The 13,740-nt window shown below is 61.5% G+C and carries 10 protein-coding genes and 4 tRNA genes; 6 read left to right on the top strand and 8 right to left on the bottom strand.

The window, feature by feature from the left end; translation table 11 throughout:
* From AC0IYH_RS25490 to AC0IYH_RS25475, 4 genes are all read right to left on the bottom strand, one after another.
* Positions 1-72 (bottom strand) — tRNA-His (locus tag AC0IYH_RS25490).
* A gap of 77 nt (positions 73-149) precedes the next feature.
* A tRNA-Leu gene (locus AC0IYH_RS25485) sits at positions 150-234 on the bottom strand.
* A gap of 56 nt (positions 235-290) precedes the next feature.
* Positions 291-366, bottom strand: a tRNA-His gene (locus AC0IYH_RS25480).
* Between the two features lie 32 nt (positions 367-398).
* A tRNA-Arg gene (locus tag AC0IYH_RS25475) sits at positions 399-475 on the bottom strand.
* 279 nt (positions 476-754) lie between these two features.
* Here AC0IYH_RS25475 and folD point away from each other — a divergent pair.
* Both folD and pbpG read left to right on the top strand, forming a co-directional pair.
* Entirely contained in the window at positions 755-1,609 is an 855-nt protein-coding gene (gene folD, locus AC0IYH_RS25470) for a bifunctional methylenetetrahydrofolate dehydrogenase/methenyltetrahydrofolate cyclohydrolase FolD (RefSeq protein ID WP_122773153.1), read from the top strand.
* 209 nt (positions 1,610-1,818) lie between these two features.
* On the top strand, positions 1,819-2,742 hold the full coding sequence (gene pbpG, locus AC0IYH_RS25465) for a D-alanyl-D-alanine endopeptidase (RefSeq protein WP_116626620.1): 924 nt from the start codon (positions 1,819-1,821) through the stop codon (positions 2,740-2,742).
* A gap of 142 nt (positions 2,743-2,884) precedes the next feature.
* Here the strand turns inward: pbpG and AC0IYH_RS25460 are convergent, their stop codons facing one another.
* A complete protein-coding gene (locus AC0IYH_RS25460; protein WP_116626619.1) occupies positions 2,885-3,547 on the bottom strand; it encodes a peptidase C39 family protein in 663 nt (220 codons plus the stop codon).
* Between the two features lie 210 nt (positions 3,548-3,757).
* Between AC0IYH_RS25460 and AC0IYH_RS25455 the strand changes: the two genes are divergently transcribed.
* Positions 3,758-3,916, top strand: coding sequence for a hypothetical protein (locus tag AC0IYH_RS25455; RefSeq protein ID WP_163821407.1), 159 nt, complete (start codon positions 3,758-3,760; stop codon positions 3,914-3,916).
* Here AC0IYH_RS25455 and AC0IYH_RS25450 read toward each other — a convergent pair.
* Positions 3,913-4,323: a PA0061/PA0062 family lipoprotein gene (locus AC0IYH_RS25450; RefSeq protein ID WP_116626618.1), complete on the bottom strand. Its 411-nt coding sequence runs from the start codon at positions 4,321-4,323 to the stop codon at positions 3,913-3,915. The genes AC0IYH_RS25455 and AC0IYH_RS25450 overlap by 4 nt on opposite strands.
* A gap of 194 nt (positions 4,324-4,517) precedes the next feature.
* Between AC0IYH_RS25450 and AC0IYH_RS25445 the strand changes: the two genes are divergently transcribed.
* From AC0IYH_RS25445 to AC0IYH_RS25435, 3 genes are read left to right on the top strand one after another with little or no spacing between them, the layout of a single operon-like run.
* Positions 4,518-7,739 (top strand): efflux RND transporter permease subunit, encoded by a 3,222-nt coding sequence (locus AC0IYH_RS25445; RefSeq protein ID WP_471836816.1) that lies wholly within the window; start codon positions 4,518-4,520, stop codon positions 7,737-7,739.
* The gene (locus AC0IYH_RS25440) at positions 7,729-8,898 is read left to right on the top strand and encodes an efflux RND transporter periplasmic adaptor subunit (RefSeq protein ID WP_471836815.1); all 1,170 of its coding nucleotides are present in this window, start codon (positions 7,729-7,731) and stop codon (positions 8,896-8,898) included. Before AC0IYH_RS25445 ends, AC0IYH_RS25440 begins: the two co-directional genes overlap by 11 nt.
* A complete protein-coding gene (locus tag AC0IYH_RS25435; RefSeq protein WP_471836813.1) occupies positions 8,882-10,300 on the top strand; it encodes an efflux transporter outer membrane subunit in 1,419 nt (472 codons plus the stop codon). Before AC0IYH_RS25440 ends, AC0IYH_RS25435 begins: the two co-directional genes overlap by 17 nt.
* 174 nt (positions 10,301-10,474) lie before the next feature.
* On the opposite strand, the gene AC0IYH_RS25430 is transcribed toward AC0IYH_RS25435, so the two are convergent.
* Together AC0IYH_RS25430 and AC0IYH_RS25425 are read right to left on the bottom strand one after the other, a co-directional pair.
* Entirely contained in the window at positions 10,475-11,758 is a 1,284-nt protein-coding gene (locus tag AC0IYH_RS25430) for a Zn-dependent hydrolase (protein WP_122773158.1), read from the bottom strand.
* Positions 11,759-11,925: 167 nt separating this feature from the next.
* Positions 11,926-13,413 (bottom strand): NCS1 family nucleobase:cation symporter-1, encoded by a 1,488-nt coding sequence (locus tag AC0IYH_RS25425; protein ID WP_471836811.1) that lies wholly within the window; start codon positions 13,411-13,413, stop codon positions 11,926-11,928.
* Positions 13,414-13,740: the final 327 nt, after the last annotated feature.

Raw genomic sequence — 13,740 nt, 5'->3', positions numbered from 1 at the left:
GTGGACGAAGGGGATCGAACCCTCGACAACGGGAGTCACAATCCCGTGCTCTACCAACTGAGCTACGCCCACCATATTGCATTCGCAAGGAACTCGCACATCTTCCTTGCTGAGCGTCACCTGGCCTGACGACCGGGCAATGCTTTAATTGGTGCGGATGAAGAGACTCGAACTCTTACGCCTTGCGGCGCTGGAACCTAAATCCAGTGTGTCTACCAATTCCACCACATCCGCGCTTGCAGCTCTTAAAGCAAAGGCGCCAGATGATTAATCTGGCGCCTTTTAAAATATGGGGTGGACGAAGGGGATCGAACCCTCGACAACGGGAGTCACAATCCCGTGCTCTACCAACTGAGCTACGCCCACCATATAGCGCTACTTGTGCCAAAGCTGCCTAATGGCGCACCCGGCAGGACTCGAACCTGCGACCATCCGCTTAGAAGGCGGATGCTCTATCCAGCTGAGCTACGGGCGCCTTATTAATCTGTACTCTTGGAGGATTACAAACTAAGTGCTTCCAGCCTTGCAGAACAACCATCTATTCTGCTCGACCTTCTTAACCAGTGCTAGGCTGTGCCCGACAAGTGCGACGAATAGTATAGAGGGCCTTGAAACCCGTCAAATCTTTTTTGAAAAAAATTCATTTTATTTAAGGGGTTAGGCCAATTTGCAGACCAAGCGCCTTTGCCCTCACGCGTTGGCGTGCGAGAATGCGCGCACTTTTCTTCCCCCTCTCGATGGTTAATCACGCGTAATGACTGCACAACTTATCGACGGCAAATCAATCGCCGCCAGCCTGCGCCAGCAGATCGCCAAACGGGTCACCGAGCGTAGCCAGCAAGGCCTGCGCACACCGGGCCTGGCGGTGATCCTGGTCGGCAGCGATCCTGCCTCTCAGGTTTATGTCTCGCACAAGCGTAAAGACTGTGAAGAGGTCGGCTTTATATCCAAGGCCTACGACTTGCCTTGCGCGACTACCCAGCAGGCCCTGACCGACCTGATCGACGGCCTCAACGATGACCCGAGCATCGACGGCATCCTGCTGCAACTGCCGCTGCCGGAGCATCTGGACGCTTCCAAGTTGCTGGAACGCATCCGCCCGGATAAAGACGTCGATGGCTTCCACCCATATAACGTCGGCCGCCTGGCCCAGCGCATCCCGCTGCTGCGCCCATGCACGCCCAAAGGCATCATGACCCTGCTGGAAAGCACCGGTGTCGACCTGTACGGCCTCGATGCCGTGGTGGTCGGCGCCTCCAACATCGTTGGTCGCCCGATGGCGATGGAACTGCTGCTGGCTGGCTGCACCGTGACCGTTACCCACCGCTTTACCAAGGACCTCGCCGGCCACGTCGGCCGCGCCGACCTGGTGGTGGTTGCCGCCGGCAAGCCGGGCCTGGTCAAGGGCGAGTGGATCAAGGAAGGCGCCATCGTCATCGACGTCGGCATCAACCGCCAGGAAGACGGCAAGCTGGTCGGCGACGTGGTGTACGAAACCGCCCTGCCCCGTGCCGGCTGGATTACCCCGGTGCCAGGCGGTGTAGGCCCGATGACCCGTGCCTGCCTGCTGGAAAATACGCTGTATGCCGCAGAAACCCTGCACGGTTAATAACCACAGGTACTGAGAAAGCCCTGCCTTATCGCAGGGCTTTTTATTGCCCGCAATTAAACCGGTTTTTTCTTAGTTTTTAAGCACTTTCGTCTGGTTCTCGAAGAACATTCGACAGTTCTTCGTCCATACTCCTAAAATGTAACGGCATTTGTCCTATAACCCGTTCCTGAACGGTATTTCCTTACTTTTTTAGCGAGTTCATCCGCGTGAAAATTCGTCTCTCTATCGTCAGCCTATTGTTTGCATTTACAGGCACCTTCGCGCACGCAGCCGAAACCACCCAGGCCCCGCGTGACACCTCCAAACTGCAAATCGCTTCCGGCAGCGCCATGCTGGTAGACCTGCAGACCAATAAGGTCATCTATTCCAGCAACCCTGACGTGGTGGTGCCCATCGCGTCGGTGAGCAAATTGATGACCGGTCTGATCGTGCTGGAAGCCAAGCAAAACATGGACGAGTACATCGATATCAACATCAAGGACACGCCGGAAATGAAGGGTGTGTTCTCCCGCGTGAAAATCGGCAGCGAAATGCCGCGCAAGGAAATGCTGCTGATCGCCCTGATGTCCTCGGAAAACCGCGCCGCCGCCAGCCTGGCTCACCACTACCCGGGTGGCTACCCGGCCTTTATCGCGGCGATGAACGCCAAGGCCAAGGCGCTGGGCATGACCAGCACGCACTACGTGGAGCCCACCGGCCTGTCGATCCACAACGTATCCACCGCCCGCGACCTGAGCAAACTGCTGGCCGCCGCACGCCACTATCCGTTGCTGAGCCAACTGAGCACCACCAAGGAAAAGACCGTGTCGTTCCGCAAGCCCAACTACACCCTGGGCTTCTCCAACACCGACCACCTGATCAACCGTGCCAACTGGGACATCAAGCTGACCAAGACCGGCTTCACCAACCAGGCCGGCCACTGCCTGGTGCTGGTGACCAGCATGGGTAACCGCCCGGTGTCGTTGGTGATCCTCGATGCGTTCGGCAAGTTCACCCACTTTGCCGATGCCAGCCGCATTCGCAACTGGGTCGAAACCGGCAAGAGCGGCTCGGTGCCGGACGTGGCGTTGCGCTACAAGGCTGACAAGAACCTGAAGAATCGCCCGAATGCGGCGCAAGTGCGCCGATAAAGATAACTCTAGAGATATCCAATGTGGGAGGGGGCTTGCCCCCGATGGCGGTGAGTCAGCTGTATATTTTTCAGCTGATACGCCGCTATCGGGGGCAAGCCCCCTCCCACATTAGAGCCAGGATGTTTTTGAGAAATGTCGTTTATTTGCGCTCTGCCAACACCTTGAGCGCCTGCGCAGCCGCGCGCTCCTGCCCTGCCTGGCCGGTGGCATTGGCCGCATCGCGCCAGCGCTGCGCATCCACATTCGCCGGCAACTGGCTCGGGCGCTGGGTGAGGATCGCCCAGTGTCCCGCACTGCTCCACTTCGACTCAAAGTCGCTGAAGCTCATCAACAGCCGCCGGTCCATGCCCGAGCGCAGCAACACCGTGCTTTTCTGCTGGTTGAAGCCCACCACGACCACGTAGCGCGCGTCAGACCACAGCCCGCCGCCGATCCGCGCCATCACCGGGTAACCCGCCGCCACCTGCGCCAGCACCGCCGTGAGCTTGGCATCCAGAGGGTAGACCATCAGCCCGTACTCACGCGCCAGCACCTGCATGTTGCGCTCAAGGTCGGCTTCACCGCCCGGCAAGTGCAGCGGCTTATCCAGCAACCCCGGTGTCATGACAATGCCTTGTTGCGACAGCATGCTGGCCAGAGCCGTAGGACCGCTCTGATAAGCCTCACTGCGAAACGTCGGCACGCCGTTGAGTTCAACGCGTTCAGGCAGGCCCGCCAGCTTCGACGGCTGCCCGGCACACGCCGCGAGCCCCAGGGCACAGGCCAGCAACACGGATGTTTTAAGGTTCGACCGTAACCGCAATTTTCTACTCTCTTGATCAACTGCCGGTAAGGGCCCTGATCATAGGACGCTCTGCCACGCGGGTATAGCCCGCAGGCTTAGTAAAGGGAGCGGATAGAGCAAACAAGTTGGACAGACACGACCATTGGTCAATAGCAGGCAACCGTCAGGTAGCTAGACTGTCCATTGAGAAGACTGTGTGTGCCCCCTGCGGGGCGAGAGGAGGCCCGAATGAGCCTTGCAACGACGATTTTCATGTTGGTCTGCGGTTGGCTGGCGGTTGCCGGCGCCATGTTGTGGGGGGTGTTGCGTATTACTCGCCGCCACCACCCGCACGTCAAACCCGCTGCATCCGCCAAGCCCCATAAGGTGGCGGTTCACCACGCCTAGCCAGGCATGCAATTGAAGTCCTGAGTCGCCGCGACTTCCTTGCCGTGGCCATCCATCAAGGATGCGCGCACGGTCGTGCCCAGGCTGGATTCCACCAGCGTGTAGTGTTCACCCGCCTTGAAGTGCTTGTACTCGACCCGGCCCTGGCAGTCTTGCTGGTTGTCGTCGCCTGGCTCCTCCTCAAACAGCGTCACGTCCAGGCGATGGTCGCCTGGGGGCACTTCAAAAAATCGCCCGTCATCCACGCGCTTGCCATCCAGGCGCTCGGCCATCAGGTCATTCGGCGCTTCTTCCTTCAGCCCTATCCAGGCTTCGCTCGGGTCCGCCTTGGGGATCGGGCCGGCACACGCCGACAAGAGCAAAACGGCACCGAGGGCGGGGATCAACAATAAAGGTTTGAGTAACATGGCAGGGCTCCAAAAAGACAATGTGTCCGATGGGCAACAAGCTTGGGCACACCCCCTTTGTAGAACAAATGAATACATATGAAACGATCTTCAGTCCTTACCTAAATGTTCCTTCACCTGGCTGAAAGGTGCGTGTTAGGTGGGTCGGGCAAGACTGCCGGGGTTTGCAATTCTGCTCCCTCGGAGGTTCACGCATGCTCGGGCTGGTAAAGACCGCACTGCAAAAGCCCTACACGTTTATCGTGCTGGCAATATTCATCTGCATCATCGGGCCGATGGCGGCCCTGCGAACCCCAACGGATGTGTTCCCCGATATCGGCATCCCGGTAGTCGCCGTGGTCTGGCAGTACAACGGCCTGTCGCCGGACGCCATGGCCGGTCGGGTGATCTATACCTACGAACGCTCCTTGAGCACTACCGTCAACGACATCGAACATATCGAATCGCAATCGCTGCCCGGCATGGGCATCGTCAAGATCTTCTTCCAGCCCGGCGTGGATATCCGCACCGCCAACGCCCAGGTCACGGCGGTGTCACAAACCGTGCTCAAGCAGATGCCGCCGGGCATCACGCCGCCGCTGATCCTCAACTACAGCGCCTCCACGGTGCCGATCCTGCAAATGGCGTTTTCCAGCCCCAGCCTGTCGGAAGCGAAAATCCGCGACCTGGTGCAAAACAATATCCGCCTGCCCCTGAGCGCCCTGCCCGGCCTGGCCATGCCCACGCCGATGGGCGGCAAGCAACGCCAGATCACCCTCGACCTCGACCCCCAGGCGCTGGCCGCCAAGGGCTTGTCGGCCCAGGACGTGGGCAATGCACTGGCCCTGCAAAACCAGATCATTCCGGTGGGCACCGCCAAACTCGGCCCCAACGAATACACGATTCTGCTCAACAACAGCCCCAAGGCGATTGACGAGCTCAACGACCTGCCGATCAAGACCGTCGACGGCGCGATCATCACCATCGGCCAAGTCGCCCACGTGCGTGACGGCTCGCCACCGCAGACCAATATCGTACGTGTCGATGGCCACCGCGCGGTGCTGATGCCGGCGTTGAAAAACGGCAGCATCTCCACCCTGTCGATCATCGACGGCATCCGTCAGATGCTGCCGCGCATCAACGAAACCCTGCCGCCGTCGCTGAAGACCTCGCTGCTGGGCGACGCCTCGGTGTTCGTCAAACAATCGGTGGGCAGCGTGGCCCAGGAAGGCATCATCGCCGCGCTGCTGACCAGCGCGATGATCCTGCTGTTCCTCGGCAGTTGGCGCTCGACGATCATTATTGCCGCGTCGATTCCCCTGGCGGTGCTGTCGGCAATTGCGCTGCTGGCGGTCAGCGGGCAAACCCTCAACGTGATGACCCTCGGCGGGCTCGCCTTGGCGGTGGGGATTCTGGTGGACGACGCCACGGTGACCATCGAAAACATCAACTGGCACCTGGAGCAAGGCAAGGCGGTGAAGACCGCGATCCTCGACGGCGCCGCGCAAATCGTCGGCCCGGCGTTCGTCTCGCTGCTGTGTATCTGCATCGTGTTTGTGCCGATGTTTTTGCTGCAAGGCATCGCCGGCTATCTGTTCCGGCCGATGGCGCTGGCGGTCATTTTCGCCATGGCCAGCTCGTTCATCCTGTCACGCACGCTGGTGCCGACCCTGGCGATGTTCCTGCTCAAGCCGCACACGCCGGAGCAAGGTGCGGGGCATCATCCCGAAGATGAATTCATCAACCACCATGAAGGCGAGCAGCACAAGAAACCGCGCAACCCCATGCTGCAAGCGGTGCTGAATTTCCAGCAGGGTTTCGAACGGCACTTCTCGAACATCCGCGACACCTACCACGGCCTGCTGCTGCTCGCGCTGGGCAACCGCAAGCGCTTTATCGTCGGTTTCCTGGCCTGTGTGCTGGCCTCGTTCCTGCTGCTGCCGAGCCTGGGCCAGGACTTTTTCCCGGCCACCGATGCCGGCGCCCTTGCCCTTCACGTGCGCTTGCCGTTAGGTACACGCATTGAAGAAAGCGCCGCCGCCTTCGACCGCATTGAAGCGCGGATTCGCGAAGTGATTCCGGCCGATGAGCTGGACACCATCGTCGACAACATCGGCATCCCGCTCAGCGGCATCGACATGGCCTACAGCAGCAGCGGCACCATCGGCCCACAGGATGGCGACATCCAGGTCAGCCTGAAAAAGGACCACGCGCCCACCGCCGATTACGTGAAAAAACTGCGCGAAGCCTTGCCGCAAAGTTTCCCCGGCAGCCACTTCGCCTTCCTGCCGGCGGACATCAGCAGCCAGATCCTCAACTTCGGCGCACCAGCCCCCTTGGACGTGAAGATCTCCGGGCGCAGCGATGAAGAAAACCGCGCCTACGCCGTGGAACTTGAACGCCGCCTGCAGCACGTGCCGGGCATCGCCGACCTGCGTATCCAGCAGTCCACCGGCTACCCGTCGCTGCAGGTGAATGTCGACCGAATGCGCGCCAACGGCCTGGGCATTACCGAGCGTGATGTGACCAACAGCATGGTCGCGTCCCTGGCCGGCAGCTCGCAAACCGCACCGACGTTCTGGCTCAACCCGGCCAACGGCGTGTCCTATTCCATCGTTGCCGCCACGCCGCAATACCGCCTCGACAGCCTGCCGTCCCTGGAAGCCTTGCCGGTGACCGGTGCCGATGGCCAGTCGCAGATCCTCGGCGGCGTGGCCAACATCACGCGTGTGCAAAGCCCGGCGGTGGTGACCCACTACAACATCGAGCCGACCCTGGACCTGTACGCCAACGTGCAAGGCCGCGACCTCGGCGGCGTGGCCCGCGACGTGCAAAAGGTGCTGGACGACACCGCGTCCATGCGTCCCAAAGGCGCGGTGATCAGCCTGCACGGGCAGATCGATGCGCTGCATGAAGCCTTCAGCGGCTTGAGCTTCGGCCTGCTTGGCGCGGTGGTGCTGATCTACCTGCTGATCGTGGTCAACTTCCAGTCCTGGGCCGATCCGTTCGTGATCATCACCGCCCTCCCGGCGGCGCTGGCGGGGATCGTGTGGATGCTGTTTCTCAGCGGCACCTCGCTGTCGGTGCCGGCATTGACTGGGGCAATCCTGTGCATGGGCGTGGCCACCGCCAACTCGATCCTGGTGGTGAGCTTCTGCCGTGAACGCCTGGCCGAACATGGCGACGCCTTGAAGGCCGCCATGGAAGCCGGCTACACGCGCTTTCGCCCGGTGTGCATGACCGCCCTGGCGATGATTATCGGCATGCTGCCCCTGGCGATTTCCGAGGAGCAGAACGCGCCCCTTGGCCGCGCCGTTATCGGCGGTTTGATCTTCGCCACGATTGCCACTTTGTTGTTCGTTCCCGTGGTCTTCAGCCTGGTCCACGGTCGTCACTCTACTCGCGCAGCAGCAGGAGCTACCCCACATGTCGTCTGATCACAAACCCTCGCGCAAGCGTCTGATGCTCATGGGTGTCGGCGGCCTGACCCTGGCCGCCCTGTTGGTCGCCAACGGCCTGCACGCCCGCACACTGCACGAACAATCGGTCACCGCCTGGACCGAAACCGCCGCCATCCCGCAGGTGATGGTGTTCCAGCCCAAGCAGAACGCGGCCGGCGACACCCTGCGCCTGCCCGCGCATCTGGAGGCGTGGAGCAAGGCGCCGATCCACGCACGCGTCAGCGGCTACTTGAAGGACTGGAAAGTCGACATCGGCAGCCAGGTCAAGGCCGGGCAAATCCTGGCCGAAATCGACAGCCCCGAACTCGACCAGCAATTGGCGCAAACCCATGCGCGGCTGATCCAGGAACAGGCCAACGCGCGCCTGGCCGAAACCACCGCCACGCGCTGGCAGAATTTGCTGGCCAGCCATTCGGTGTCGCGCCAGGAGGCCGATGAAAAAACCTCCAACGCTGCCGCCGCCAAGGCCAACGCAGAAGCCGCCGGGGCCGACTACGCGCGGCTGTCCGCGCTGGAAAGCTACAAGACCCTGCGCGCGCCGTTCGCCGGCACCATCACCGCGCGTAACACAGATATCGGCCAGTTGATCAAGGCCGATACCGACAGCGACCCGGAGCTGTTCAACATCGCCGACACCCACCAACTGCGCCTGTATGTGCCGGTGCCGCAGAACTATGCGGCGGTGATCCACCCCGGCCTTGAAGCCGAACTGACCGTACCCGAGCACCCCGGCGAACACTTCAAGGCGCGCCTGATCGGCGACTCCACCGCGATCGACCGGCGCTCCGGCACCCTGCTCGCACAGTTCGTTGCCGACAACCCCAACGGCGAGCTGCTACCCGGCGACTACGCCGAAGCGACTCTGCCGGTTCCGGCCGACACCCACGGCGTGAGCATCCCGGCCAGTGCGTTGATCTTCCGCGCCCAAGGCACGCAGGTGGCGTTGCTGGATGCGCAGAACCATGTGCACCTGCAAACCATCCATATCGGCCTGGACCTGGGCGAACGCCTGGTGATCGACCAGGGCCTGAAACCCGCCGACCGCGTGGTCGACAACCCGCCCGACGCCCTGCGCGAAGGCGACCCCGTGCAACTGGCCGATGCCTCGGGAGGTGCGCATGCGCCCAAGGCTTAAACCCCTCGCAGCGCTGGTGCTGCTGGCATTGCAGGGTTGCTCGATGGCGCCCGCCTACACGGTGCCCACCGTTGACCTGCCGGCGGGCTATCGCGAACAGACCAGCGACGGCCCGTGGCACAGCGCGCAGCCATCCGACCAATTGGCGCCCGAATGGTGGAAGCTCTACAACGATTCGCGCCTGAGCAACCTGCAACAACAACTGCTCAAGGCCAACCCGGACCTGGCGGCGGCACTGGCGCACTTCGATGCGTCCCAGGCGTATGCCAGCCAGTTGCACGCCGGGCTGTTCCCGCAGATCAGCGCCAGCGCACAGCCGGTGCGCCAGCGTCAATCCGATTCGCGACCGCTGCGCGGCGACACACAGCCCTCGGTGTACAACAGCAATACGGCGGGCTTTTCCCTGAGTTACGACCTGGACCTGTGGGGCAAAATCCGCAACCAGGTAGCGGCCGGTGATGCCCAGGCGCAAGCGTCCGGCGATGACCTGGCCGTGGCGCGCCTGAGCCTGCAACACCAGCTGGCGACGCTGTATGTGCAGCTCAATGGGCTGGACGCGCAGGCGCGGATACTCAATAGCTCGCTGGATGATTTCAGCCAGGCGTTGCAGCTGACCCGCAGCCGTTATGAAGGCCAGATCGCCTCGGAACTGGACCTGACCCGCGCGCAAAATCAATTGGCAGAAGCCAAGGCGCAACTGGATGAGGTGCGCGGGCAACGCAACCTGACCGAGCACGCCATGGGTGAATTGGTGGGCGTGGCGGCCAGCGACTTTTCATTGCCGCCAAGCCAGCAACTGATTGCCCTGCCGGGGATTCCTGCGCAACTGCCAAGCCATCTGCTGCAACGTCGCCCGGACATCGCGGCGGCGGAACGAAGGGTGTTTGCGGCCAATGCGAATATCGGTGTGGCCAAGGCCGCGTGGTACCCGGATTTCAGTTTGACCGGGTTGATTGGCGGGCAGACCCAAGGGGTTGGCAACCTGCTGTCGGCCGGCAACCGGTATTGGGCGCTGGGGCCGCTGGTGAATCTGCCGATCTTTGACGGCGGGCGTTTAAGTGCCAATGAGCGCCAGGCCAAGGCCGAGTTTGAACAAGCCTCTGCACAGTACCGCAGCCAGGTGTTGAAGGCCGTGCGTGAAGTGGAAGACAACCTGGGCCAACTGCGGGATTTGCAGCAGGAGGCACAGGATGAACAGGCGGCGGCGGATGCGGCAGAGCATACCCAGGCGCTGGCAATGAACAGCTATCAGGCCGGGGCGGTGAGTTACCTGGATGTGGTCACCGCGCAGACGGCGGCGTTGCAGGCACAGCGGACCTTGCAGGCGGTACAGACGCGGCAGTTGCAGGCGAGTGTGGGGTTGGTGACGGCGCTGGGTGGGGGGTGGCAGCCGGGGACATGACGGTGACTGACCTACCGCCATCGGGGGCAAGCCCCCTCCCACACTGTTTTGCGCCAGACACACAATGTATGAACACCGCAGAACCAATGTGGGAGGGGGCTTGCCCCCGATAGCAGGGTGACTGACCCACCGCTATCGGGAGCAAGCCCCCTCCCACATTTTTTCTACCGCATTTCAGGCGGCTAACTTGCCGCTGGCGATAGCGGCCGAAGCGGCAACCATTGCACGCAATAGAACCGCGCACCCCGCCGCCAGATCATCCGGCGCGGCATTCTCGATTTCGTTATGGCTGATACCCCCCTCGCACGGCACAAAAATCATCCCCGCCGGGCCCAGCTCAGCCACGAAGATCGCGTCGTGCCCTGCCCCGCTGACGATGTCCATGTTCGACAGGCCCAACCCGTTCGCCGCATCGCGCACGGCATCCACGCAGCCCTTGTCGAAATACAGCGGCGGGAAGTCAGCGGTAGGCTCCATCTCATACGTCAGCCCATGCTTGGCGCAGGTCTCATCGATCACCTTGCGCACCTGGGCAATCATCGAATCCAGCCGCGCCGGTTCCAGATGACGAAAATCCAGGGTCATGCGCACTTCACCGGGGATGACATTGCGCGAACCCGGGTAAGCCTGCAGGCAACCCACCGTGCCACACGCGTGGGGCTGATGCCCCAAGGCGGCCGCATTCACCGCCGCCACCACGGCCGCAGCGCCGACCAAAGCATCCTTGCGCAGGTGCATCGGTGTCGGCCCCGCGTGAGCCTCAACACCGCGCAATTTCAGGTCAAACCACTTTTGCCCAAGGGCGCCGAGCACCACGCCGATGGTTTTTTTCTCATCCTCCAAAATCGGCCCTTGTTCGATATGCGCCTCGAAATACGCGCCGACCTTGTGCCCGCTCTCCGGCCGCGTGCCCGCGTAACCAATGGCATTCAATGCATCGCCCACCGAGACGCCATCGGCATCGACCTTGGCCAGGGTCTCGGCCAAGCTGAATTTCTCGGCAAACACGCCGGAGCCCATCATGCACGGTGGAAAGCGCGAGCCTTCCTCGTTGGTCCACACCACCACTTCCAGTGGCGCCTCGGTTTCCACGTTCAAGTCGTTGAGCGTGCGCAACACCTCTACCCCTGCCAGCACGCCAAAGCACCCGTCGAACTTGCCGCCGGTGGGCTGGGTGTCGATATGGCTGCCGGTCATCACCGGCGGCAGGTTGGGATTGCGCCCGGGACGACGGGCGAAGATATTGCCGATGCCATCGACCGTCACCGTGCACCCCGCCGCCTCGCACCACTGCACAAACAGGTCGCGCGCCTTGCGGTCCAGATCGGTGAGGGCCAGGCGGCAAACACCGCCCTTGGGCGTGGCGCCGAGCTTGGCCAGGTCCATCAGCGACTGCCACAAGCGGTCGCGGTTGATGTGCTGATGGGTCGATTGCAGAACGTCGAGGGCTGCGTTCATGGGGATCTCCTCAGGCTATTTTTTATAAGTTGCCCGCATTCCAACAGTTGGAATGGGACCAAAAATGTGGGAGGGGGCTTGCTCCCGATCGCGGTGTGTCATTCAGCTCATTTGCACCCGCTATACCGCCATCGGGAGCAATCCCCTTCCCACATTTTTAACCGCATTTACAACTGGGATTTAGCAGTGACCGGGCTGATGCCGCGCTTGGCATTCAAGCCGTAATACAACACCCCGCCCAACGCCGAGCCGGTGAACCAGCCGTAGCTGTAGAACCAGCTGAACGCGTCGCTGCCCAGCGACAGCAAGGTCAGCACCACCGGCACGCCAAAGGCGATAAAGCCGCTCCAGTTCCATGCCGGGTACACGTCATCGCGGTACAAACCGGCGAGGTCGAGCTGCTGTTTGCGGGTGATGAAATAGTCCACCACCATGATCCCGGCGATCGGGCCCAGCAGGCTTGAGTAGCCCAGCAACCAATTGGAATACACGGTTTCCAGGCTCACATCCGAGACGATCAGCCCGAGTTTTTTCAGCAGCTCATGGCCCATCAGCGCCAGCCCCACCAGGCCGGTGAGGATCACCGCCGTGGTGCGGTTGATCAGCTTGGGCGCGATGTTCTGGAAGTCGTTGGTCGGCGAAACGATGTTCGCCGCCGTGTTGGTGGACAACGTGGCAACAATGATCAGCGCCATGGCCACCGCCACCCACACCGGGCTCTGGATATGCCCGATCAGCGTCACCGGGTCGGACACGCTCACGCCCACCAGTTTCACCGAGGCGGCAGTCATGATGACGCCAAGGGCGGCGAACAGGAACATGGTCAGCGGCAGGCCGAAAATCTGCCCGAGTATCTGGTCCTTCTGGCTTTTGGCGTAGCGGCTGAAGTCGGGGATATTCAACGACAAGGTGGCCCAGAACCCCACCATCGCCGTCAGCCCGGCCATAAAGTAACCGGTAAGGCTCGCACCTTCAGGGCGTTTGGGCGGGATCGCCATCAGTTCGCTCAACGACACATTGGGCATCGCCCACACCAGCAGGCCAACGCCCACCGCTACCAGCAGCGGCGCCGACAGGGTTTCCAGGCGCTTGATCGACTCCGCGCCGCGCAGCACCACCCACAAATTCAGGCACCAGAAAATCATGAAACCGATCACTTCACCGGTGCCGCCCAGAGACTTCCAGCCCTCGAAAATCGAGCCAAGAAACAAGTGGATCGCCAGCCCGCCGAACATGGTCTGGATGCCAAACCAGCCACAGGCCACCAGCGCACGAATCAGGCACGGCACATTGGAGCCGAGGATGCCGAACGACGAGCGCAACAGCACCGGAAACGGTATGCCGTACTTGGTACCGGGGAACGCGTTGAGGGTCAGCGGGATCAGCACCACGATATTGGCCAGCAAAATCGCCATCAGTGCCTCGCCCACCGACAAGCCGAAATACGCGGTCAGCACCCCGCCGAGCGTGTAGGTGGGCACGCAGATCGACATGCCGACCCACAGCGCGGTGATGTGCCACTTGTTCCAGGTGCGTTCGTGCACCTTGGTCGGTGCCATGTCGTGGTTGTAGCGAGGGCTGTCGAGGACGTCGGGGCCGGCGTCGAGTTCGTACAGGCCGTTGCGTTCAATGACTTGCGATCTGTTCTGTTGCATGGCCGCTCCACGGTTTTTTCGAATTATTTTTGCTCACCTGCGGGGGTTAGCGCAGATGGCCGGAGTACCTCGTAAACAACATGACATCACGGGCCCGGCCAGCCGTCATTGCACTCAATAACCGTGCCGACAAGCCAGCATGAACCCGCACCGCTTATATAACTCGCTGATGTTAATCAGCTTTCCGATTGAACCTGCGGTACTTCTCACCCGGCTCAGGCTAAACCCGGTGGAAGTTGCCCGAACTGTCAGGACTCAATCTGGTGCAACACAATTATTTTTATTTACTACCGCCGTCAAGAGCCAAGTCTCAAGCGTCTGATTTGC

The organism is Pseudomonas sp. AC463 (assembly GCF_979253585.1).
The sequence above is the reverse complement of the archived record's forward strand: the minus strand, read 5'-3'. Positions and strand labels throughout refer to the sequence as shown.